The sequence below is a fragment of the Pseudomonas sp. dw_612 genome (assembly GCF_018449725.1).
In the GTDB taxonomy this organism is placed as follows: Bacteria; Pseudomonadota; Gammaproteobacteria; order Pseudomonadales; family Pseudomonadaceae; genus Aquipseudomonas.
Window position 1 is genome coordinate 46,707 of record NZ_JAAVVC010000018.1, and the last position, 22,682, is coordinate 69,388.

General features: G+C 57.4%; 20 protein-coding genes and 3 tRNA genes. 3 read left to right on the plus strand and 20 right to left on the minus strand.

The window, feature by feature from the left end:
* Positions 1–261 precede the first annotated feature (261 nt).
* Positions 262–1,110: a carboxylating nicotinate-nucleotide diphosphorylase gene (gene nadC, locus HB680_RS23630; protein ID WP_213940884.1), complete on the plus strand. Its 849-nt coding sequence runs from the start codon at positions 262–264 to the stop codon at positions 1,108–1,110.
* A gap of 79 nt (positions 1,111–1,189) precedes the next feature.
* Here nadC and HB680_RS23635 read toward each other — a convergent pair whose 3' ends face one another.
* Positions 1,190–1,495: a DUF6388 family protein gene (locus HB680_RS23635; RefSeq protein WP_213940885.1), complete on the minus strand. Its 306-nt coding sequence runs from the start codon at positions 1,493–1,495 to the stop codon at positions 1,190–1,192.
* 211 nt (positions 1,496–1,706) lie between these two features.
* Here HB680_RS23635 and HB680_RS23640 point away from each other — a divergent pair, with 211 nt between their 5' ends.
* Complete coding sequence (locus HB680_RS23640; RefSeq protein ID WP_256735612.1) at positions 1,707–2,477, plus strand: hypothetical protein; 771 nt, start codon at positions 1,707–1,709, stop codon at positions 2,475–2,477.
* Between the two features lie 9 nt (positions 2,478–2,486).
* Here the strand turns inward: HB680_RS23640 and HB680_RS23645 are convergent.
* From HB680_RS23645 to rlmE, 16 genes are all read right to left on the minus strand, one after another.
* Positions 2,487–2,562: transfer RNA gene (locus tag HB680_RS23645), tRNA-Thr, on the minus strand.
* Between the two features lie 216 nt (positions 2,563–2,778).
* Positions 2,779–4,884 (minus strand): polyribonucleotide nucleotidyltransferase, encoded by a 2,106-nt coding sequence (gene pnp, locus HB680_RS23650; protein ID WP_046045794.1) that lies wholly within the window; start codon positions 4,882–4,884, stop codon positions 2,779–2,781.
* A 194-nt stretch (positions 4,885–5,078) separates the two neighbouring features.
* A complete protein-coding gene (gene rpsO / locus HB680_RS23655; protein WP_003176135.1) occupies positions 5,079–5,348 on the minus strand; it encodes a 30S ribosomal protein S15 in 270 nt (89 codons plus the stop codon).
* 118 nt (positions 5,349–5,466) lie between these two features.
* Positions 5,467–6,384, minus strand: a complete 918-nt coding sequence (gene truB / locus HB680_RS23660) for a tRNA pseudouridine(55) synthase TruB (protein ID WP_123405159.1) — start codon at positions 6,382–6,384, stop codon at positions 5,467–5,469.
* A gap of 3 nt (positions 6,385–6,387) precedes the next feature.
* Entirely contained in the window at positions 6,388–6,789 is a 402-nt protein-coding gene (gene rbfA, locus HB680_RS23665; RefSeq protein ID WP_034148332.1) for a 30S ribosome-binding factor RbfA, read from the minus strand.
* Between the two features lie 159 nt (positions 6,790–6,948).
* Positions 6,949–9,480 (minus strand): translation initiation factor IF-2, encoded by a 2,532-nt coding sequence (gene infB / locus HB680_RS23670; RefSeq protein ID WP_213940886.1) that lies wholly within the window; start codon positions 9,478–9,480, stop codon positions 6,949–6,951.
* Between the two features lie 27 nt (positions 9,481–9,507).
* Positions 9,508–10,989 (minus strand): transcription termination factor NusA, encoded by a 1,482-nt coding sequence (gene nusA, locus HB680_RS23675; protein WP_008024459.1) that lies wholly within the window; start codon positions 10,987–10,989, stop codon positions 9,508–9,510.
* Between the two features lie 47 nt (positions 10,990–11,036).
* The gene (rimP, locus tag HB680_RS23680; protein WP_149088505.1) at positions 11,037–11,495 is read right to left on the minus strand and encodes a ribosome maturation factor RimP; all 459 of its coding nucleotides are present in this window, start codon (positions 11,493–11,495) and stop codon (positions 11,037–11,039) included.
* 138 nt (positions 11,496–11,633) lie between these two features.
* Positions 11,634–11,710, minus strand: a tRNA-Met gene (locus HB680_RS23685).
* Positions 11,711–11,806: 96 nt separating this feature from the next.
* Positions 11,807–11,892: transfer RNA gene (locus HB680_RS23690), tRNA-Leu, on the minus strand.
* Between the two features lie 22 nt (positions 11,893–11,914).
* On the minus strand, positions 11,915–12,298 hold the full coding sequence (secG, locus tag HB680_RS23695; protein WP_017336473.1) for a preprotein translocase subunit SecG: 384 nt from the start codon (positions 12,296–12,298) through the stop codon (positions 11,915–11,917).
* A gap of 4 nt (positions 12,299–12,302) precedes the next feature.
* The gene (gene tpiA / locus HB680_RS23700; RefSeq protein ID WP_213940887.1) at positions 12,303–13,058 is read right to left on the minus strand and encodes a triose-phosphate isomerase; all 756 of its coding nucleotides are present in this window, start codon (positions 13,056–13,058) and stop codon (positions 12,303–12,305) included.
* A 66-nt stretch (positions 13,059–13,124) separates the two neighbouring features.
* Complete coding sequence (gene glmM, locus HB680_RS23705; protein WP_213940888.1) at positions 13,125–14,462, minus strand: phosphoglucosamine mutase; 1,338 nt, start codon at positions 14,460–14,462, stop codon at positions 13,125–13,127.
* A 16-nt stretch (positions 14,463–14,478) separates the two neighbouring features.
* A complete protein-coding gene (gene folP, locus HB680_RS23710; RefSeq protein ID WP_213940889.1) occupies positions 14,479–15,330 on the minus strand; it encodes a dihydropteroate synthase in 852 nt (283 codons plus the stop codon).
* An 8-nt stretch (positions 15,331–15,338) separates the two neighbouring features.
* On the minus strand, positions 15,339–17,252 hold the full coding sequence (ftsH, locus tag HB680_RS23715; protein WP_213940890.1) for an ATP-dependent zinc metalloprotease FtsH: 1,914 nt from the start codon (positions 17,250–17,252) through the stop codon (positions 15,339–15,341).
* Positions 17,253–17,454: 202 nt separating this feature from the next.
* Entirely contained in the window at positions 17,455–18,084 is a 630-nt protein-coding gene (gene rlmE / locus HB680_RS23720) for a 23S rRNA (uridine(2552)-2'-O)-methyltransferase RlmE (protein ID WP_213940891.1), read from the minus strand.
* A gap of 105 nt (positions 18,085–18,189) precedes the next feature.
* On the opposite strand from rlmE, the gene HB680_RS23725 reads away from it, so the two are divergent.
* A complete protein-coding gene (locus tag HB680_RS23725; protein ID WP_054050049.1) occupies positions 18,190–18,498 on the plus strand; it encodes a YhbY family RNA-binding protein in 309 nt (102 codons plus the stop codon).
* Between the two features lie 9 nt (positions 18,499–18,507).
* Here HB680_RS23725 and HB680_RS23730 read toward each other — a convergent pair whose 3' ends face one another.
* From HB680_RS23730 to carB, 3 genes are read right to left on the minus strand one after another with little or no spacing between them, the layout of a single operon-like run.
* Positions 18,508–18,912 carry an MFS transporter gene (locus HB680_RS23730; protein ID WP_213940892.1) on the minus strand — a complete coding sequence of 135 codons (405 nt, stop codon included), beginning with the start codon at positions 18,910–18,912 and terminating at the stop codon, positions 18,508–18,510.
* A 28-nt stretch (positions 18,913–18,940) separates the two neighbouring features.
* Positions 18,941–19,417 carry a transcription elongation factor GreA gene (gene greA / locus HB680_RS23735; RefSeq protein WP_054050053.1) on the minus strand — a complete coding sequence of 159 codons (477 nt, stop codon included), beginning with the start codon at positions 19,415–19,417 and terminating at the stop codon, positions 18,941–18,943.
* Positions 19,414–22,635 carry a carbamoyl-phosphate synthase large subunit gene (gene carB, locus HB680_RS23740; RefSeq protein ID WP_213940893.1) on the minus strand — a complete coding sequence of 1,074 codons (3,222 nt, stop codon included), beginning with the start codon at positions 22,633–22,635 and terminating at the stop codon, positions 19,414–19,416. The genes greA and carB overlap by 4 nt, the downstream gene beginning before the upstream one ends.
* Positions 22,636–22,682 lie beyond the last annotated feature (47 nt).

Here is a 22,682-nt window from a genome sequence, read left to right on the forward strand (position 1 = left end):
CATTCAATAATCGGGGAGCTAAAGGGACGTCAAAGCTATGACGTCAAATGCAAGGCGGATTATCTGCAAAACCGGCCGCTTGTGCCAGCAGACTCTACGTTTCACATTGAAATAGACGTACAAGGCAGACCCTGGCTTAGCGCCAAATGCTCATGCGAATCGACCAAATGCAGGTTTCAGAGCGATCTGAGTACCCGGCATGCCTTGGGTTGCTTCGCGCCATACCCCTATAATCGAGCCACTTTGTTTGTGGAGCCCGTTATGCCGAATCTACGTCTCGCCGATTTGACCGCCGAAATCGAAGCCAACGTGCGCCGTGCGTTGCTCGAAGACATCGGCAGCGGCGACATCACCGCGCAACTGATCCCGGCCGAACGCCTGGCCAAAGCCACCATCATCACCCGCGACGCGGCCGTCATTGCCGGCACCGCTTGGGTCGATGCCGTTTTCCGGCAACTGGACCCGCGGGTGGCGGTGCACTGGCAAGTGCGCGATGGCGAACGGGTAAAACCCAATCAGGCGCTGTTTCACCTCGAAGGCCCGGCCCGCTCGCTACTGACCGGTGAGCGCTGCGCGCTGAATTTCCTGCAACTGCTGTCTGGCGTGGCCACTCGCGCGCAGTTCCTGGCGGATTTCGTCGCCGAGACCCAGGTAAAGCTGCTCGACACCCGCAAAACCCTGCCGGGACTGCGTCTGGCGCAAAAGTACGCCGTGACCTGCGGCGGCTGCCACAACCACCGCATCGGCCTGTATGACGCCTTCCTGATCAAGGAAAACCATATCGCGGCGAGCGGCGGCATCCCCGAAGCGATCAAAGCCGCGCACAAGATTGCCCCGGGCAAGCCGGTGGAAATCGAAGTGGAAAGCCTGGATGAACTGAAGGAGGCCCTGGAGGCCGGTGCCGACATCATCATGCTCGACGAACTGAGCCTGGATGACATGCGCGAAGCGGTGCGCCTGAACGGCGGCAAGGCAAAACTGGAGGCCAGCGGCGGGATCAACGAAAGCACGTTGCTGCCGATCGCCGAAACCGGCGTGGATTACATCTCGATTGGTGCGATGACCAAGGATGTGAAGGCGGTGGACCTGTCGATGCGGCTCAGCCTCTGAGCAGCTACAAGCGGCAAGCTACAAGCTTCAAGCAGTTCTGCTTTGACTTGTAGCTTGCGGCTTGAACCTTGAAGCTGCTTCAAACCACCAGATTATTCATCTCGCAGTACTCTTCCCATTCGACGCCCAACACTTCGGCCGCCTCCTTGTGCAGAACCAGGCGCGCCGCCTCGAACTCTTCAGGAGTCGAGGTGTACTTGAGCGTCAGCTCCCACGGCTGCAAGCCCTGGGATTCCGCTTCATCCTCGAATGCCCACTGGATCTGGTCTTTCTGATCGTCGGCCGGCAGGTCCTTGATCTCATCGGCTAGCTGGGGCGACTCCAGCAAGTACTTCTTGAGCGCTTCTTCGTGTCTGGCTTCTTGGGTCAATTCTTTAACAGTCATGTCGTTCTCGCTGATCTTAGGAATGGAAGATGGATCTGGATCATCAAGGATCTCTCTGACGCAAAAAACCGTGTAACGCCCGGTTTATCTGGCCTTCAGAACCATTCGGGATCATCTGAAAACAGCTCGGTGATGCTCATGCAAGCTCCGAATATAGGACCTTTGGCTGACGATTTATATGCATGTTTACATCAAATCTACAAAAAGTTGGATGACGCCACTGACCACGCTTATTTTGTGCGGCCGACAGGAACATGTTTCAGGAAACGAAGTCATAGCGATGTGCCATATAGGCACTTCACAAGGAATTCAGGTGATGCGCAATTTCCCAAAGCTTTCGTCTACCCTGTTTGCAACCGGCATGGCTGCCCTGGTGCTCGGCAATCTGGCACTGCCCAATACGGCTCAGGCGATCGAGCTTAGCTCCGACAGTCCTTCGTACAACGATACCCTTACTGCCACACACAACTCGTATGGCAAAACCGTATTGGTCAGAACCAATCTGGATGTCAATGAACTGGAAAAGCTGCAGGCCACCGTTAAAACCAATACAGCCGAAATCGACACCCTGAAGAAAACCGTCAGCGAACAAACGCGCCTCATCGAAGAACTCAGACGCAACACCGGCACCAGCTCCGGCTCGAGCAGCAATGACATCTCCAGCCTCAAGCGCACTGTCGAGGAGCAGGATAAAGACCTGAAAAACCTCACCAAGCAGATGGAGGAGTTCAAGCGCAACACCGGTTCGAGCTCAAGTTCCAGCTCAAGCGATCTGTCCAGCCTCAAACGCAGCGTCAGCGACCAGGACAACGATCTGAAAAAGCTCTCCAGCCAGGTGGAAGACCTCAAACGCAGCGCCGGATCGAATTCCAGCTCAAGTTCCAGTGACCTGTCGAATTTGAAACGAGAAGTCAGCGATCAGGACAATCAACTCGATCAGCTTAAACGCACGGTCGAGGATCTGAGCCGGAAGGTGAAATAACAGCGGCAGTGGTGCCCGAGACAGGAGTCGAACCTGCGACCTTCGCGTTACGAGTGCGCTGCTCTACCAACTGAGCTACACGGGCGGTGAGCTAAACCTAGCACCGGGATTGGGCTCCGGCAACTTGGCGGACCTCTCTTTTTTCAGCCTGAAATGTCAAGATCGCAGCCTTCGGCAGCTCCTACAGGGAATGGGTGTAGGAGCTGCCGAAGGCTGCGATCTTTTGATTTTATGGCACACAGCAAAACGCCCCGAACCAGTCGGGGCGTTTTGTTGTTCAGCGGTTAAGCGCGGGGGGTGATTAAACGCCCGACGCCTTGGCTGCTGCCACGTCTTTGATGGACAGCTTGATACGGCCACGGTTGTCCACGTCCAGTACCAGTACTTCCACTTCCTGGCCTTCTTTCAGGATGTCGGTCACTTTCTCAACGCGAGCGTCGCTCAACATGGAGATGTGAACCAGACCGTCCTTGCCAGGCAGGATGTTGACGAATGCGCCGAAGTCGACGATGCGTTCAACCTTACCGACGTAGATCTTGCCGATTTCAGCTTCTGCGGTGATGCCCAGAACGCGCTGGCGTGCCGCTTCAGCCGCTTCCTTGGTTTCGCCGAAGATCTTGATCGAACCGTCGTCTTCGATGTCGATCGAAGCCTTGGTCTCTTCACAGATCGCACGAATGGTCGCGCCGCCTTTACCGATGACATCACGGATTTTGTCGGTGTCGATTTTCATCGCGATCATGGTCGGAGCATTTTCCGACAGTTCGGTGCGGGACTGACCAATGATCTGGTTCATCTGACCGAGGATATTCAGGCGCGCTTCCAGGGCTTGGCCCAGAGCGATTTCCATGATTTCTTCGGTGATGCCTTTGATCTTGATGTCCATCTGCAGCGCGGTAACACCTTTGGCGGTACCGGCTACTTTGAAGTCCATGTCGCCGAGGTGGTCTTCGTCACCCAGGATGTCGGTCAGGATGGCGAATTTCTCGCCTTCTTTAACCAGACCCATGGCGATACCGGCAACCGGTGCCTTCATCGGAACACCAGCGTCCATCAGGGCCAGGGAAGCGCCGCAGACCGAAGCCATGGAGCTCGAACCGTTGGACTCGGTGATTTCCGACACAACACGAATGGTGTACGGGAACACGTCGGCAGCAGGCAACATCGCTGCAATCGAACGACGAGCCAGACGGCCGTGACCGATTTCGCGACGACCAGCGCCACCCATGCGACCACACTCACCGACCGAGAACGGAGGGAAGTTGTAGTGCAGCATGAACGGGTCTTTTTTCTCGCCTTCCAGGGTGTCCAGCAGTTGCGCGTCACGGGCGGTGCCCAGTGTTGCAACGACCAGCGCCTGGGTTTCGCCACGGGTGAACAGAGCCGAACCGTGGGTCTTGGGCAGAACACCGACTTCGATGTTCAGAGGACGTACCGTCTTGGTGTCGCGACCGTCGATACGTGGCTTGCCGTTTACGATGTTTTCGCGAACGGTGCGGTATTCGATTTCGCCGAAAGCCGCTTTCACTTCGCTGGAAGAAGGCTGGCCTTCTTCGCCGGACAGCTTGGCAACAACCTGATCCTTCAACTCACCCAGGCGAGCGTAACGGTCGGCCTTGATGGTGATGGTGTAAGCCTGGGAGATCGCGTCGCCGAACTCGGCACGGATAGCGCCCAGCAGAGCGGTGGCTTCTGGCTGTGGAGTCCAGGTCCAGGTCGGTTTGGCAGCTTCAGCGGCCAGTTCTTTGACGGCGTTGATCACCACCTGGAACTCGTCGTGAGCAAACAGTACCGCGCCCAGCATCTGGTCTTCGGTCAGCTCTTTGGCTTCCGATTCAACCATCAACACGGCTTCCGACGTACCGGCAACGACCATGTCCAGGCTCGATGCTTTCTGTTGTTCGTAAGTCGGGTTCAGCAGGTAGCCGGTGCTTTCGTGGAACGCAACGCGTGCACAGCCGATAGGGCCATCGAAAGGGATACCGGAGATTGCCAGGGCAGCCGAGGTACCGATCATCGCAGCGATGTCCGGATCGGTCTTCTTGCTGGTGGAAACGACGGTGCAGACAACCTGCACTTCGTTCATGAAGCCTTCTGGGAACAGCGGACGGATCGGACGGTCGATCAGTCGGGAAGTCAGGGTTTCTTTCTCGGAAGGACGGCCTTCGCGCTTGAAGAAACCGCCAGGGATCTTACCGGCAGCGTAAGTCTTTTCCTGGTAGTGAACGGACAGAGGGAAGAAGCCCTTGCCTGGATCGGCTTGCTTGGCACCAACGACGGTCACCAATACGCTGACGTCGTCGTCAACGGTGACCAATACTGCGCCGGAGGCCTGACGGGCGATACGGCCAGTCTCGAGGGTAACGGTCGACTGACCGAACTGGAATTTTTTGATTACCGGGTTCACGGTGTCCTACCTTCTTTGTGGCTCTTGGGGAACTTGTCTTCTTGCGAAATTCTTGGGCAATGTCGGGAATCGGCCCAACGCCTGTCCAGGGTAAAACGTGTATCCAGATAAAACTTGAGGCTGGGAGCCTGCCATGTGCCGGCGGGAAACCCGCTGGCACACAGCAAACAACCAACCTCTAGCGCAATCGCTTATTAGCGACGCAGACCCAGGCGACCGATCAGAGCCTGGTAACGGCCCAGATCCTTGCCTTTCAGGTAGTCCAGCAGCTTACGACGCTGGTTTACCATGCGGATCAGACCACGACGGGAGTGGTGATCTTTACCGTTGGCCTTGAAGTGACCTTGCAGCTTGTTGATGTTGTGGGTCAGCAGTGCAACTTGCACTTCTGGCGAACCAGTGTCACCAACAGCTTGCTGGTAGTCAGCTACGATTTGAGCTTTTTCTTGAACGTCGAGAGCCATGAGGCAATCCTTTTATCAGGAAACTGTTTCAAAGAAACAGCTTCAACAGGCCAGGGACAAATCCCTGTATCTATAAATGAGGAAGTGACCGTGCCTGTTAACAGCCACCCTCGTCCGGTCATTCTGACCGAATCAGTCGACGCGGCGCGATGCGCCCGTCTTCGCTCACTTCACCGATACCGATGAAGCGACCATTGTGATCCTGTACCCGTACCATGCCGAACTTCGGTGCATCCGGGGCGCGTACTGGTTGGCCGTTAAGCCAATAGAACGAACTGTGCTCCGAGAACTGCAACAGTGGCCAATCCAGCAAGCCGCTGTCCGATGGCATCAGGAAGCGGTCGACCGCTTCATTGCCGCCTTCGGCATGTACCGCTTCCAACTCTTCAAGCGTGACCGTCTGCGCCAGCGTGAAAGGCCCGGCCTGGGTACGTCGCAGTTCTGCAACGTAAGCGCCACAACCGAGTTGCTCACCGATATCCTCCACCAGGGTGCGGATATAGGTGCCTTTGCTGCAATCCACCGCAAGCCGCGCAGTATCACCCTCAAAGGCCAGCAATTCCAAGCGCGCAATAGTAACAGAACGCGGTTCGCGCTCCACTACTTCGCCTGCACGGGCCAGCTTGTACAGCGGCTGGCCATCACGCTTGAGCGCCGAGTACATCGGCGGTATCTGGCTGATTTGCCCACGAAAACCGGGCAAAACCGCTTCGACATCGGCGCGACCAACGGTCACCGGGCGCTCCTGCAAAACTTCACCTTCGGCATCCGCCGTGGTGGTGGTCTTGCCCAGTTGCGCCAGGGTTTCATAAGCCTTGTCGGAGTCGAGCAGGTATTGCGAGAACTTGGTGGCCTCACCGAAGCACAACGGCAATACGCCGGTGGCCAGCGGATCGAGACTACCGGTATGCCCGGCCTTCTCGGCGTTCAGCAACCAGCGAACCTTCTGCAACGCCGCGTTGGAGGTGAACCCCAACGGCTTGTCGAGCAGGATGATGCCGCTGACGTTACGACGGATACGTTTGACCTGAGCCACCGATTACTCCTTGGTGTCTTCGGCTTCAGCCGCAACCGGGTGCTGATTGTCTTCAGCCACCGCACGCTCGATCAGGGCCGACAGGTGCGCGCCACGCACGACGCTTTCGTCGTAGTGGAAGTGCAACTGTGGAACGCTGCGCAACTTCATTTCGCGAGCCAACTGCATACGCAGGAAGCCGGCGGCGGAGTTGAGCACCTTGATGCTTTGCGCGATGTCTTCGGCGCTGTCCTGCCCCATCACGGTGATGAAGATCTTGGCGTGACCGACGTCACGGCTGACTTCAACAGCGGTAATGGTGACCAGGCCGACGCGCGGGTCTTTGACTTCACGACGGATCAGCTGTGCCAGCTCACGCTGCATCTGATCGCCGATACGCTGGGTACGGCTGTATTCTTTTGCCATGTCTTGTTACCTGTTACTGCCTCACGGTGAAACCCGTGGGGTCTGAAAGCGGCAAACGCCCGGCCTGACAAAAGTCAGACCGGGCGTTGCGTTTAGAGTCCTGACGCCGTGCCGCGCATCTGCATGCGGCGGCTCGTCGTGGCCCTTGAAGTGCGCGAGTTAGAGGCTGCGAGCAACCTGAACCTTCTCGTAGACTTCGATCTTGTCGCCAGCTTTGACGTCGTTGTAGCTCTTCACGCCGATACCGCATTCCATGCCGGCACGTACTTCGGAAGCGTCATCCTTGAAGCGGCGCAGGGATTCCAGCTCGCCTTCGAAGATAACGATGTCTTCACGCAGTACACGGATTGGACGGTTACGGTGAACAACACCTTCGATAACCATGCAGCCGGCGATCGCGCCAAACTTCGGCGAACGGAACACGTCACGCACTTCAGCGGTACCCAGGATGTTCTCGCGAACATCGCTGCCCAGCATACCGGTGAGGGCTTTCTTGACGTCTTCGATGATGTCGTAGATCACGTTGTAGTAACGCATATCCAGACCTTCCTGCTCGACAATCTTGCGAGCGCCAGCATCGGCACGCACGTTGAAGCCAAACAGTACAGCGTTGGAGGCCAGTGCCAGGTTGGCGTCGGACTCGGTGATACCACCGACGCCGCCACCGACAACACGCACTTGCACTTCGTCGTTACCCAGGCCGTTCAAGGCACCGTTCAACGCTTCCAGCGAACCACGGACGTCAGATTTGAGGACGATGTTAAGCGTCTTCTTCTCTGCCTGGCCCATGTTTTCGAAGATGTTTTCAAGCTTGCCAGCGTGAGCGCGGGCCAGTTTGACTTCGCGGAACTTGCCTTGACGGAACAGAGCCACTTCACGGGCTTTCTTCTCGTCCGACAGCACGCTCATCTCGTCGCCAGCGTCCGGGGTACCGTCCAGGCCGAGGATCTCGACAGGGATGGAAGGACCGGCTTCCTTGATTGGCTTGCCGTTCTCGTCGAGCATGGCACGTACACGGCCGTAGTTCGAACCGACCAAGACCATGTCGCCTTGGCGCAGGGTACCGTCTTGGACCAGAACAGTTGCAACCGGGCCACGACCTTTGTCGAGACGCGATTCAACCACAACACCACGACCTGGGGCCGATGGAGTCGCTTTCAGTTCCAGAACTTCGGCTTGCAGCAGAACAGCTTCGAGCAACTCGTCCACGCCAGTACCGACTTTCGCCGAAACCGATACGAACGGGGTGTCGCCGCCCCACTCTTCCGAGGTCACGCCGTGAACCGACAGTTCGCTACGGATGCGATCGAGATCGGCGCCCGGCTTGTCGATTTTGTTCACAGCAACGACCAGTGGAACACCGGCAGCCTTGGCATGCTGGACAGCTTCAATGGTCTGCGGCATTACGCCGTCGTCCGCTGCAACTACCAGGATCACGATGTCAGTCGCCTTGGCACCACGGGCACGCATTGCGGTAAACGCAGCGTGACCCGGGGTATCGAGGAAAGTGACCATGCCACGATCAGTTTCAACGTGGTACGCACCGATGTGCTGGGTGATACCGCCGGCTTCGCCAGCAGCTACCTTGGCACGACGGATGTAGTCGAGCAGCGAGGTTTTACCGTGGTCAACGTGGCCCATTACGGTCACAACCGGTGCACGGGAGAACGTCTCACCTTCAAACTTCAGGGACTCGGCCAGGGAATCTTCCAGGGCGGTGTCGCTGACCAGGGTCACTTTGTGGCCCAGTTCTTCAGCTACCAGTTGAGCAGTTTCCTGATCAAGCACCTGGTTGATGGTCGCTGGGGTACCCAGTTTGAACATGAACTTGATGATTTCAGCAGCCTTGACCGACATCTGCTGGGCGAGATCGCCAACAGTGATGGTCTCGCCAATCTGCACATCACGCACAACAGGGCCGGTTGGGCTCTGGAAACCGTGAGCGTTGCGCTTCTTCAGCTTGGCCTTGCCGCGACCACCACGACGGAAGCCATCGCTTTCTTCGTCGGTAGTACGTGGCGCAACACGTGGAGCAGGCGCTTTCTCTTTGACCGAAGCACGATGTGGAGCGTTTTTGCGCTCGCCATCGCCACCGCCGCTACGACGATTGTTATCGTCGGCACGTGGCTTGTCCGGACGGCGCTGTTCGTTCTGCTTATTGCGAACGTCAGCAGACGGTGCCGGTGCAGCCGCCACAACCGGTGCGCTTTCGCGAACTGGCTCGGCAACCGCAGCAGGCGCTGCGACAGCATCGGTAGTAGCATTTTGCGCAGTAGCAGGCTGGCGACGCGCTTCTTCTTCGGCGCGACGCTTGGCTTCTTCTTCAGCCTTCTGACGGGCAGCATTTTCTACTGCACGACGTTCTTCCAGTTCGCGTTTGCGCTCGGCTTCGATTTCTTCCGGGCTGCGCTGTACGAAAACTTTCTTTTTACGGACTTCAACGCTGATGCTTTTGCTGCCAGCAACACGCAGGGTGCTGGTGGTTTTACGCTGCAGCGTGATCTTGCGTGGTTCTTCCACTTTCGCCTTGTGGCTGCTTTTCAAGTGAGTCAGCAAAGATTGCTTCTCACTGTCAGTCACATGTTCTTCGGCGGCGGTGTGCGGCAGACCTGCCTCACGCATCTGCTGCAACAGGCGCTCTACCGGTGTTTTGACCTCATCGGCCAGTTGTTTCACCGTGACTTGCGTCATGCACTTCTCTCCTCAGGCCGCGCCTAATTACTCGAACCAGTGGGCTCGGGCGGCCATGATCAACTTGCCGGCACGATCATCGTCAATGCCGTCGATGTCGAGCAGGTCGTCAATAGACTGCTCGGCCAGGTCTTCGCGGGTAATTACGCCGCGCACCGCCAGTTCCATCGCCAAATCCTTGTCCATACCCTCAAGCGAGAGCAGGTCTTCGGCCGGATGGGCGTCTGCCAGCTTTTCCTCAGTAGCGATGGCTTTGGTCAACAAACGATCCTTGGCGCGAGCGCGAAGCTCGTTGACGGTTTCTTCGTCAAAGCCGTCGATGTTGAGCATTTCTTCCAACGGTACGTAGGCAATCTCTTCCAGGCTGGTGAAGCCTTCATCTACCAGCACCTGTGCAAGGTCTTCGTCGACTTCCAGCTCGTCGATGAAGTTGCGCAGGATGTCGCCGGTTTCTGCTTGCTGCTTAGCCTGGATGTCCGATTCGGTCATCACGTTCAGGGTCCAGCCAGTCAACTGGCTAGCCAGACGCACGTTCTGACCACCGCGACCGATGGCCTGAGCCAGATTGTCTGCGCCAACGGCGATGTCCATTGCATGGGCATCTTCGTCAACGATAATTGCCGCCACTTCAGCCGGCGACATTGCATTAATTACGAACTGAGCCGGGTTATCGTCCCACAGGACGATGTCCACACGCTCACCGCCCAATTCGCCCGACACTGCCTGGACGCGCGAACCGCGCATACCGATGCAAGCGCCTTGCGGATCAATGCGTTTGTCCTTGGAGCGGACCGCGATCTTGGCGCGCGAACCCGGATCACGGGACGCAGCCATGACTTCGATCAGGCCTTCAGCGATTTCCGGCACTTCGATGCGGAACAACTCGATCAGCATTTCCGGCGCGGTACGCGACAGGATCAGCTGCGGGCCGCGGTTCTCGGTGCGGATTTCCTTGAGCAGCGCACGCAAACGCACGCCAACCCGGAAAGTTTCGCGAGAGATGATGTCTTCACGAGCCAGCAACGCTTCAGCGTTGTTGCCCAGGTCAACGATCACGTTGTCGCGGGTTACTTTTTTCACGGTGCCGGAGATGATTTCACCCAGGCGCTCGCGATAAGCGTCAACGACTTGCGCGCGCTCGGCTTCGCGAACTTTCTGCACGATGACTTGCTTGGCAGTCTGTGCAGCAATGCGGCCGAACTCGATGGATTCGATTTTTTCTTCGACTACGTCACCGACCTGAGCGCCTGGATGCGTTTCGGCAACCTTGCTCGGCCAGGTTTCGATGGCCGGATCGTCCAGGTCTGCTTCTTCGACGACCGTCCAGCGACGGAATGTCTCGTAAGCACCGGTGTGGCGATTGATTTCCACACGCAGATCGACTTCGTCCTCGAAACGTTTTTTGGTAGCAGTGGCCAGAGCCAGCTCCAGCGCTTCAAAAATTACGTTTGCCGGTACGCCCTTTTCATTGGATACCGACTCAACAACCAGCAGTACTTCTTTGCTCATCGTACGCCTCGCCTTTCGCAAGCCATTGGATCCGCGGGATCCGCGTCTCAGTCAAAACTGGGAATAATGTTGGCCTTGTCGATCATATCGATCGGCAACAGGAACTCATGGTCTTCTACCTGCACCACGACGTCCTGCTCTTCTACACCGCGCAGAAGGCCCTGAAAGTTGCGTCGGCCTTCGAAAGGCGAGCGCAGCTTGATCTTCACTTGTTCACCGGCAAATTTTGCAAACTGCTCAATAGTGAACAGTGGGCGTTCCATGCCAGGCGAGGAAACTTCAAGGGTGTACTCAACAGTGATCGGATCTTCAACATCCAGGACACCGCTGATCTGGCGGCTGACGATGGCACAATCGTCCACCAACACGCCGCCTTCTTTATCGATATAAACGCGCAACATTGAGTGGCGACCTTGAGCCGAAAACTCAATACCCCAGCATTCATAGCCTAGGGCCACGACCACCGGGGCCAGCAAGGCCTGCAACTCTTCTAGCTTGCTCGACACCTGAACCCCCTCGTGCATGTATGTGCATGCTATGCAAAATAAAAAAATGGGCGAAACGCCCATCCTTGAAACGCCGTCGAACAGCGGCGTTGAAAGTGTCCAGCTAACAAAAAGCCCCTTAAAAGGGGCTCCTTAAACTGGTTGCGGGGGCCGGATTTGAACCGACGACCTTCGGGTTATGAGCCCGACGAGCTACCAGACTGCTCCACCCCGCGACAAAGCTGGGGCGGAAGTATACGACCGATCCCTAACAGGGTCAATGTAACCTTCCACCTACAAGAAAGCCCGCAACAGCGGGCTCTCCTGATAATTGGTACCGAGAAGGGGACTCGAACCCCTACACCCTATGGGCACAACCACCTCAAGGTTGCGTGTCTACCAATTCCACCACCTCGGCAATACTACGTTTGAAACCCTTCTTACTTTTGCTCTTGAGCTGGAGGCACGTCAGTCGCTGGAGTAGCCGACTTTTGCTCTTGAAGCACCGGTACATCATCAGAAGCCGGTTGTTGCTTTGGAACTTCCAACACTGCTGGATTTGGCAAACCTACTTGAGTCAGCTGATGAGCTTTCTCTTTAGCAAAGTAACCTAACCCTAAGCTGGTTATGAAGAAACCTGCGGCAAGTATAGCAGTAAACTTACTAAGAAAGGTAGAGGAACCTTGGCTTCCGAAGACAGTATTTGAAGCACCTGCTCCGAAAGACGCGCCAGCATCCGCACCTTTACCCTGCTGCAGCAATACCAGAGCAACTACGCCCAATGCACCCAGCAGATGAAAAACGACTACGACTGTTTCCAGCATTTTTTCAGTTTCCCGCGGCGCGACAAATCGCACCGAACTCATCTGCATTCAGGGAAGCTCCACCAATGAGCCCCCCATCGATATCCGGCATGCCGAACAGTTCGACCGCATTGGCCGCCTTCACGCTGCCGCCGTATAGAAGCCGCACACCTTGTGCGACCTCAGAATTCTCTGCCGCCAACTGAGCGCGAATGGCTGCGTGCACATCCTGCGCCTGTTGCGGCGAAGCAGTCAGCCCGGTGCCAATGGCCCAGACCGGCTCGTAAGCGATTACTGCCTTTGCAAACACACCAACACCCAGCGCCTCAATGATGCTGCCCAGCTGATGCCCGACAACCTCAAGAGTTTTACCGGCTTCGCGCTGCTCAAGGGTTTCCCCTATGCATAACACCGGAGTTAAGCCACATGCCTGTGCCGCTGCGAACTTGCGAATGAGTGTTTCATCATTCTCGCCGATGAGCTGGCGGCGTTCGGAATGTCCGACGAGCACCAGGGAACAACCCTCATCAGCCAATTGACTCGGTGCAACTTCACCGGTCAATGCACCTTGTTTGGATTCCACCGCAGCGTTCTGCGCGCCGACCTTGATCGACTTGCCTTCCAGACCGTCAATCACTTGACTGACATGCAAGAAGGACGGGAATACCGCCACATCAACACCGCTCGGCAAGGCCAGATTACGCAAGCCCTTGATCAGCTCAGCGACGCTGGCGCGGGTACCGTGCATCTTCCAGTTACCAGCTACCATAGGGCGACGCATGCTGTACCTCGTCGGTCAAAGTGGGCGCAGATGTTACCCAACACAATCATGGCTGGCAAGCCGAATTCAGGCAGAAACTTCAGTAACCAGTTTTGCCAGCTCTTCGGCATAACCCTGAACTTGCGTTTCGTCCTCGCCTTCGACCATGACCCGCACCAGCGGCTCCGTCCCGGACTTGCGCAACAGCACGCGGCCACGACCGGCCATGGCCTGGGTGACACGCTCGCTGGCCTCCTTGACGGCCGGATGATCGAGAGGACTCGCACCACCACCGAAACGGACATTGATCAGCACCTGCGGGCATTTTCGCAGCGCCTGACGGGCCTGAGCCAACCCTTCCGAGCGAGTCTTCAACGCCATCAATACCTGCAACGCGGCAATAATCGCATCACCGGTGGTGGTATGGTTGAAGCAGACGATATGCCCGGAGTTCTCGCCACCGACCAGCCAGTTGCGCTCCAACAAGTCGGCAATCACATAACGGTCACCGACATTGGCGCGCACAAAAGGAATCGCCAGATCCGCCAAGGCCAGCTCCAACCCCAGGTTACTCATCAACGTACCGACAACACCGCCCTGCAACTTGCCGCGCTCATGCAGATCGCGAGCAATGATGAACAGCAACTCGTCACCATCGACAATAGCGCCCGTGTGATCAACCATCAGAACCCGATCGCCATCACCGTCGAAGGCAATGCCCAGGTCGGCATGCTCGGCCAATACGGCGGCTTGCAGTTGGCCCATATGGGTCGAACCGCAATTGTCGTTGATGTTCAGGCCATTCGGCTGAGCCGACAGCACGACAACATCGGCGCCCAACTCACGGAACACGCTAGGCGCCACTTTGTAGACCGCACCATGCGCGCAGTCGATCACGATCTTCAGGCCGGCGAAACTGGTGCCGGTCGGGACGCTGCTTTTGCAGAATTCAATGTAACGACCCGAGGCGTCGTTGATGCGCGACACTTTGCCGATCTTGCTCGACTCAACCACGGTCATCGGGGTATCGAGCAATTCTTCGATCATCAGCTCGACTTCGTCCGGTAGCTTTGTGCCCTTTCCGGAAAAAAACTTGATGCCATTGTCATCGTGAGGATTGTGCGAAGCGCTGATCACGATGCCGGCCTCGGCATGGAACGTCCGAGTCAGATAGGCAATGGCAGGCGTCGGCATCGGCCCCAACAGCATCACATCAGCGCCTGCGGACGTAAGCCCGGCTTCAAGCGCCGATTCGAACATGTATCCGGAGATACGCGTGTCCTTGCCTACCAGCACTTTGCAGGCACCCATTTTGCGGAATGCCATGCCAGCCGCCCAGCCAAGCTTAAGCATGAAGTCCGGAGTGATCGGATATTCGCCGACCCGACCACGAATGCCGTCGGTACCAAAATACTTTTTAGTCATAAGTGCTCCATCATTCTTATTCGGCTGATTCTACTGCGGCGATCATCCGCACCACATCGACTGTTTCGGCCACATCATGGACGCGCAATATACGCGCACCCTTGACCGAGGCCAGCGCTGCGAGCGCCAGACCGCCATACAGACGCTCTCCAACCGGACGACTCAGCGCCTGCCCGATCATGCTCTTTCGCGAAACCCCAACCAACAGGGGCCGCCCCAAGGCATGCAAGGCTTCCATATGTTTAAACAAGCTTAGATTGTGCTGCAGGGTTTTCGCGAAGCCGAAACCCGGATCAAGGATAATCCGCTCAGCCGGGATTCCCACTGACGCACATTGCGCCATGCGCTCGGCGAGAAACTCGCCGACCTCTTTCGTCACGTCGTGATACTGCGGATTGTCCTGCATGTCTCCTGGCTCGCCAAGCATGTGCATCAGGCAAACCGGAAGCCCAGTGGCCGCCGCCGCATCCAGGGCGCCGTCACGCCGCAATGAGCGCACATCATTGATCAGCCCTGCCCCCAGTCGCGCTGTTTCGCGCATGACGGCCGGCGTAGAGGTATCAACAGAAATAATCACATCCAGCTCGCGATTGATGCGCTCGACAATCGGCGCAACACGCTCAAGCTCTTCAAGCGGCGAAACCGCCCTGGCGCCGGGCCGGGTTGATTCACCACCGACATCAATCAGCGTCGCCCCCGCCGCTACCATCGCTTCGGCATGGCGCAAGGCCGCATCGAGCTGGCTGTATCGGCCGCCATCGGAAAAGGAGTCGGGAGTGACATTGAGAATGCCCATGACATGCGTATGGGCCAAATCAAGAACCCGGTTGCCGCAAGGCAACCGGGTCAGGGACTGAACAGAAGTCATTTCAAACCTTAAACGTCAGCAGCCGGACCGCCGATCGGTGTTTCCGGACGCGGATCCTGCGCCACCGGAGGTGTTCCGGAAGTACCGGTACCGCCGCCTGACCAGTCGCGAGGCTCGCGAGGCGTACGACCCGCCATGATGTCATCGATCTGATCGGCATCGATCGTCTCGTACTTCATCAGGGCATCAGCCATGGCGTCGAGCTTGTCGCGGTTGTCGGTAAGAATCTGCTTGGCCGTGCCGTAGCACTGGTCAATGATGCTGCGCACTTCCGAATCGATCAACTTGGCAGTCTCACCAGAGAAGCTTGCACTCTGACCACCACCGCCGCGACCGAGGAATACTTCACCCTCTTCTTCGGCATACATCAACGGACCGAGTTTTTCCGACAAGCCCCACTTGGTCACCATGTTCCGTGCAATCTGGCTGGCACGCATGATGTCGTTCGACGCACCGGTGGTGACGCCGTCGAAGCCAAGGGTCATCTCTTCAGCAATACGGCCGCCATACAACGAGCATATCTGGCTGATCAACGCACGCTTGGACAGGCTGTAGCGATCTTCTTCCGGCAGGAACATGGTCACGCCTAGCGCACGACCGCGGGGAATGATCGACACTTTGTAGACCGGATCATGCTCAGGCACGACACGACCGACGATAGCGTGACCAGCCTCGTGGTAAGCGGTGTTCTGCTTCTCTTTCTCGGACATGACCATCGATTTGCGCTCGGCGCCCATCATGATCTTGTCTTTGGCCAGTTCAAATTCCTTCATTTCGACGATGCGCTTGCCGGTACGGGCAGCGAACAGCGACGCTTCGTTCACCAGGTTGGCGAGGTCGGCACCGGAGAAACCTGGGGTACCACGGGCAATCACGGCCGGAGCGACATCGTCACCCATTGGCACTTTTCGCATGTGGACCTTGAGAATCTGCTCGCGACCACGGATGTCCGGCAGACCGACCACGACCTGACGGTCGAAACGGCCCGGACGCAGCAACGCAGGGTCCAGCACGTCCGGACGGTTGGTCGCGGCGATGACGATAATGCCGTCATTCATTTCAAAGCCGTCCATCTCTACCAGCAACTGGTTGAGAGTCTGCTCACGCTCATCGTGACCGCCGCCCATGCCAGCGCCACGATGGCGACCAACGGCGTCGATTTCATCGATGAAGATGATGCATGGCGCATGTTTCTTGGCTTGTTCGAACATGTCGCGAACACGGCTGGCGCCGACACCCACGAACATCTCGACGAAATCGGAACCGGAGATGGTGAAGAACGGCACCTTGGCTTCACCGGCAATCGCCTTGGCCAGCAAGGTTTTACCGGTACCCGGAGGGCCGACCATCAGCACGCCGCGAGGAATGCGACCGCCCAGGCGCTGGAACTTGCCCGGATCACGCAGGAACTCGACCAGCTCACCCACTTCTTCCTTGGCTTCGTCGCAACCGGCAACATCACCCAGGGTGGTTTTCACCTGATCTTCGGAGAGCAGGCGTGCCTTGCTCTTGCCGAAGCTCATCGGTCCGCCCTTGCCACCGGCACCGCCCTGCATCTGCCGCATGAAGAACATGAAGACGGCGATGATCACCAGGATCGGGAAGCTCGCGACCAGGAGTTGAGTCCAGATGCTTTGCTGCTCAGGCTGCTTGCCTTCGACTACGACGTGGTTATCCACCAGGTCGCCGATCAGACCGTTGTCCTGGATTGCCGGACGGATGGTCTTGAAGCTGTCGCCATCGTTGCGCTTGCCGGTAATCACATAGCCATCTACGGCTACGCGCTCGACCTTGCCATCCTTGACCTGCTGGATGAAGTCGGAATAGTTGAGGGTCTGCGGCTCGTTAGGGCTGGAGAAGTTGTTCATCACTGTCACGAGGACAGCCGCGATGATCAACCACAGGATCAGATTCTTTGCCATATCGTTCAATTAACTACCCTCTGAAGCAAGCTCCGCTGTTGGCGCGCGCTTCGCATGATATTCACCGGCCTAACTTACTACATTACCTGCGGCTCTGGCAGGCGCCGTCTGTAACCCTTTGTGAAACACTTTCTACACATTATTCGCTAATGCTCACGGGGCGAAATACGAAAAACCTATCGACCCGCTGAAAAACCTCGATTTACTCGCTACGGCCGCGGTAGCCCCAAGCCAGCATGTATTGCTCGCGGGAACTGCCACGGGAAGAGTCCGGCTTGATCATCTGGACCTTGTCGAATTTCTGACGAACGTCCTTCACGTAAGCATCAAACCCTTCGCCCTGAAACACCTTGATCACGAAATTACCGCCTGGCTTGAGTATGCGGCCTGCCAGATCAAGAGCCAGCTCACATAGAAACATGGCTTTTGGCATATCCACCTCAGGCGTACCACTCATATTGGGGGCCATATCGGAAATCACAAGGTCCACTTGCGAATTACCGACGGCTTCAAGGATCTGAGCGAGCACTTTGTCCTCGGTGAAGTCACCCTGGATGAAAGTCACGTCCGGAATGCTGTCCATTTCCAGGATGTCCGAGGCGATCAGACGCCCTTGACCACCGATCAGCCGACTAGTGACCTGCGACCAGCCGCCGGGTGCCGCCCCCAGGTCGACAACGCTCATCCCCGGACGGATCAGTTTGTATTTCTCCTGGACCTCCAGAAGCTTGTAACTCGCACGCGAGCGGTAACCATCCTTCTGCGCCTGCTTCACATACGGATCATTGACATGTCTTTGCAGCCACTTAAGGCTTGTCTTGGAACGGGCCACGGGCCACCTCTAAAATAAAACGGGTCGTGATTAACTGGGCGGTCCCGGACTCGCTCGGGTAAACTGGCCGCCGCTTTTTACAAGATCAGACGCAGGGGTCAGATTATGCCGCTCAAACCAGAGCAGAAGAAACAATACAAATCCATTGGCCACCATCTGAAACCAGTTTTGACTGTGGCTGACAACGGTTTGACTGAAGGTGTGTTAGCCGAACTTGAACGCGCGCTGGCGGATCACGAGCTGATTAAAATCAAGCTCAACATCCTCGATCGTGAATCCCGCCTGGCGACCGTTGCAGAAATTTGCAAGGCCGGCAAAGCGGACCTGGTTCAGGTCATCGGCAAGATGGCATTGATTTATCGCAAGAACTTCAGCGTCAACAAGCAGCTGTCGAACGTCCATCGCTTCGCGTGATGACAAGGGTCAAGGGTGTGCTTCGCGCACCCTGCCGCTCCACCCAGGCACCGGTTGCAAGACCAGCACCAGCCCGGAAAACGCCAACACCAGATAGCTGAATGTTTCCCAGCGCACCGCCTGTGGCCAACCAAAGCGCACGATGAAAAACATCGCGCACGCATACAGCGCCATCAACAGCAGTTGCCCGCGAATATCCCGCCATAGACTGGCAAGGCCCTCGGCCTGAACCAGCACCAAAGCCTGAAAAATCACACACGCTGTGGCGAACCCCACCATCAGCGCATTCAACATGCCTTCAACTTCATCGATCAGCAGCGGCGCCAGGCCAATCCTGCCCAGCACCGGCAGCAGACCGATATGCAACAACCACAGGCCGCCCACCCACAACATCTGAGTCAGTTGCCAAAGCATGGCGCCCGCACGGAGCGGGCGCCTTCTTTCAGATGTGGCGGACTTCGACAATCTCGTACTCGATAACGCCGCTAGGCGTTTTGACCGCGACCACATCACCCTCTTCCTTGGCGATCAATGCGCGAGCCAGTGGCGAACCCACCGAAATCTTGCCCAGTTTGAAGTCAGCCTCGTCCTCACCCACGATGTGGTAAGTGACGGTTTCGTCGGTTTCGACGTTGGCGATTTCAACGGTGGTGCCGAAAATCACTTTACCGGTGTGAGGAATGGTCGTGACATCGATGATCACCGCGTTCTGCATGCGGCCTTCGATATCACGGATCCGCGCCTCGACCATACCCTGCTGCTCGCGAGCAGCGTGGTATTCGGCGTTTTCCTTCAGGTCACCCAACTCGCGGGCCGTGCCGATGTCCTGGCTGAGCTTCGGACGGACGACCTTGGTCAGGTGAGCGTGTTCTTCTTCCAGGGCTTTGGCGCCCTGGACGGTCATTGGGTATTTGATCATGCCTTCAATCCTGCGTGTAGGTCCTGCAAGCGGCGCACGGTCTTCTCGGGACCGAACTTCAGCGCTTCGCAGATAGCTTCGCCAGCAGCAATGGTGGTGGTGCAGTAGATCTTGTGCTGCAAGGCATTACGACGAATGGAGTAGGAATCAGCGATCGACTGACGACCTTCGGTGGTGTTGATGATCAGGGTAACTTCGTCATTCTTGATCATGTCGACCACGTGCGGACGACCTTCGGTCACCTTGTTCACACGACGCACTTTCAGGCCTGCGGCCTCGATCAGCTTGGCAGTACCGGCAGTGGCAACCACTTCGAAGCCCAAGTTGATCAGATCACGGGCCACGCCTGCAACCAGTGGCTTGTCATCATCACGTACACTGATAAACGCAGTACCGCCGGTCGGCAGCACTTCGCTGGCACCCATCTGGGCTTTCGCGAAGGCTTCGCCGAAGGTGTCGCCCACGCCCATCACTTCACCGGTGGACTTCATTTCCGGGCCCAGGATCGGGTCCACGCCAGGGAATTTGGCGAATGGGAACACCGCCTCTTTCACGCTGTAGAAGTTCGGAATGATTTCCTTGGTGAAGCCGATTTCTTTCAAGGTTTTACCGGCCATCACGCGAGCCGCGATCATGGCCAGGGAAACGCCGATGCACTTGGACACGAACGGTACGGTCCGGGAAGCGCGCGGGTTGACTTCGATGACGTAGATGTCTTCGCCTTGCAGCGCCAACTGCACGTTCATCAGGCCGACAACGCCCAGTTCCAGGGCCATTTTCTTGACCTGTTCGCGCATCTCGTCCTGGATGTGGCCAGGCAGCGAGTACGGTGGCAGGGAGCACGCGGAGTCACCGGAGTGAACGCCGGCCTGCTCGATGTGTTGCATGATCGCGCCGATCACCACGTCGGTGCCGTCGCAAACTGCATCCACATCCATTTCAATGGCGCAGTTGAGGAAGTGGTCAAGCAGCACCGGGCTGTCGTTGGACACTTTCACCGCGTCACGCAGGTAGCGCTTGAGCTCTTCTTCTTCGTAAACGATTTCCATCGCGCGGCCGCCCAGTACGTAGGACGGACGAACCACCAGCGGGTAACCGATCTTGGCAGCGGCACGAATTGCTTCGTCTTCGCTGCGCACGGTGGCGTTTGGCGGCTGACGCAGGTTCAGGCGCTCAACCATCTGCTGGAAGCGCTCGCGGTCTTCGGCGCGGTCGATAGCGTCAGGGCTGGTGCCGATGATCGGCACGCCGGCTTCTTCCAGGGCACGCGCCAGTTTCAGCGGGGTTTGGCCGCCGTACTGGACGATCACGCCTTTTGGCTTCTCGACGCGGACGATTTCCAGTACGTCTTCCAGGGTCACTGGTTCGAAGTACAGGCGATCAGAGGTGTCGTAGTCAGTGGACACGGTTTCCGGGTTGCAGTTGACCATGATGGTCTCGTAACCGTCGGCGCGCAGTGCCAGTGCCGCGTGTACGCAGCAGTAGTCGAACTCGATGCCTTGGCCGATACGGTTTGGACCGCCGCCGAGGATCATGATCTTGTCACGGCCCGACGGCGCGGCTTCGCACTCTTCCTCGTACGTCGAGTAGAGGTAAGCGGTGTCGGTGGCGAACTCGGCCGCGCAGGTGTCAACGCGCTTGTAGACCGGGAACACTTCGAGCTTGTGACGATGGCGACGCAGGTTTTTCTCGGTCACACCCAGCAGCTTGGCCAGACGCATGTCAGAGAAGCCTTTGCGCTTGAGGCGGAACATCACGTCGCGGTCGATGCTGGCCAGACCCAGGGTCTTGACCTTCTCTTCTTCCTTGATCAGATCTTCGATCTGAACCAGGAACCACGGGTCGATCATGTTCATGCCGAAGATGTCTTCGACCGACAGGCCGGCGCGGAAAGCGTCAGCCACGTACCAGATACGCTCGGCGCCCGGCACGGTCAGTTCGCGCTTGAGCACGCTCATGCTTTCCGGGTTGCTCAGGTCGAGCTTCTCGTCCAGACCGCAAACGCCCACTTCCAGGCCACGAAGGGCTTTCTGCAGGGATTCCTGGAAGGTCCGGCCGATGGCCATGACTTCGCCGACCGACTTCATTTGCGTGGTCAGGCGTGCGTCGGCTTTCGGGAATTTCTCGAAGGCGAAACGTGGCAGCTTGGTGACGACGTAGTCGATGGACGGCTCGAAGGACGCGGGCGTAGCGCCGCCGGTGATTTCGTTCTGCAACTCGTCCAGGGTGTAGCCGATCGCCAACTTGGCAGCGATGCGCGCGATCGGGAAACCAGTGGCTTTCGAGGCCAGTGCCGAAGAGCGGGATACACGCGGGTTCATCTCGATCACGACCATACGGCCAGTGTCCGGGCAGATGCCGAACTGGACGTTGGAGCCGCCGGTTTCCACGCCGATCTCACGCAGTACCGCCAGGGAGGCGTTACGCATGATCTGGTATTCCTTGTCCGTCAGGGTCTGCGCTGGCGCAACAGTGATCGAGTCACCGGTATGCACGCCCATCGGGTCAAAGTTTTCGATGGAGCAGACGATGATGCAGTTGTCCTTCTTATCGCGGACAACCTCCATCTCGTATTCTTTCCAGCCGATCAGGGATTCGTCGATCAGCAGCTCTTTGGTCGGCGACAGGTCGAGACCACGAGCGCAGATTTCTTCGAACTCTTCACGGTTGTAAGCGATACCGCCGCCGGTGCCGCCCATGGTGAAGGACGGACGGATGATGCACGGGAAGCCAAGCTTCTCGAGCACTGCATTGGCCTCTTCCATGCTGTGGGCGATACCCGAGCGCGGGCAGTCCAGGCCGATGGACTTCATCGCCTTGTCGAAGCGCGAACGGTCTTCAGCCTTGTCGATGGTGTCAGCGTTGGCGCCGATCATCTCTACACCAAACTTCTCCAGAACGCCTTCGCGCTCAAGATCCAGTGCGCAGTTCAGAGCGGTCTGACCGCCCATGGTCGGCAGCAGCGCGTCCGGACGCTCTTTCTCGATGATCTTGGCGACGGTCTGCCACTTGATCGGCTCGATGTAGGTGGCGTCGGCCATGTCCGGGTCAGTCATGATGGTCGCTGGGTTAGAGTTCACCAGGATGACGCGATAACCCTCCTCACGCAGGGCTTTACAGGCCTGGGCGCCGGAGTAGTCGAATTCGCAGGCCTGGCCGATCACGATCGGGCCAGCGCCGAGAATCAGGATGCTTTTTATGTCTGTACGTTTTGGCATGGGTTTGTCACTCAAATCCGCAGGTCAGTCGGCAAGCCGTCTTGTTC

Bases quoted from the DNA above. Each gene is read 5' to 3' on its own strand.
- rbfA (WP_034148332.1), bottom strand. From the start codon at position 6,789: ATGGCAAAAGAATACAGCCGTACCCAGCGTATCGGCGATCAGATGCAG.
- nusA (WP_008024459.1), bottom strand. From the start codon at position 10,989: ATGAGCAAAGAAGTACTGCTGGTTGTTGAGTCGGTATCCAATGAAAAG.
- infB (WP_213940886.1), bottom strand. From the start codon at position 9,480: ATGACGCAAGTCACGGTGAAACAACTGGCCGATGAGGTCAAAACACCG.
- folP (WP_213940889.1), bottom strand. From the start codon at position 15,330: ATGACTTCTGTTCAGTCCCTGACCCGGTTGCCTTGCGGCAACCGGGTT.
- HB680_RS23640 (WP_256735612.1), top strand. From the start codon at position 1,707: ATGACGCCACTGACCACGCTTATTTTGTGCGGCCGACAGGAACATGTT.
- tpiA (WP_213940887.1), bottom strand. From the start codon at position 13,058: ATGCGTCGCCCTATGGTAGCTGGTAACTGGAAGATGCACGGTACCCGC.
- HB680_RS23635 (WP_213940885.1), bottom strand. From the start codon at position 1,495: ATGACTGTTAAAGAATTGACCCAAGAAGCCAGACACGAAGAAGCGCTC.
- HB680_RS23725 (WP_054050049.1), top strand. From the start codon at position 18,190: ATGCCGCTCAAACCAGAGCAGAAGAAACAATACAAATCCATTGGCCAC.
- secG (WP_017336473.1), bottom strand. From the start codon at position 12,298: ATGCTGGAAACAGTCGTAGTCGTTTTTCATCTGCTGGGTGCATTGGGC.
- carB (WP_213940893.1), bottom strand. From the start codon at position 22,635: ATGCCAAAACGTACAGACATAAAAAGCATCCTGATTCTCGGCGCTGGC.
- nadC (WP_213940884.1), top strand. From the start codon at position 262: ATGCCGAATCTACGTCTCGCCGATTTGACCGCCGAAATCGAAGCCAAC.
- rpsO (WP_003176135.1), bottom strand. From the start codon at position 5,348: ATGGCTCTCGACGTTCAAGAAAAAGCTCAAATCGTAGCTGACTACCAG.
- ftsH (WP_213940890.1), bottom strand. From the start codon at position 17,252: ATGGCAAAGAATCTGATCCTGTGGTTGATCATCGCGGCTGTCCTCGTG.
- HB680_RS23730 (WP_213940892.1), bottom strand. From the start codon at position 18,912: ATGCTTTGGCAACTGACTCAGATGTTGTGGGTGGGCGGCCTGTGGTTG.
- glmM (WP_213940888.1), bottom strand. From the start codon at position 14,462: ATGACTAAAAAGTATTTTGGTACCGACGGCATTCGTGGTCGGGTCGGC.
- greA (WP_054050053.1), bottom strand. From the start codon at position 19,417: ATGATCAAATACCCAATGACCGTCCAGGGCGCCAAAGCCCTGGAAGAA.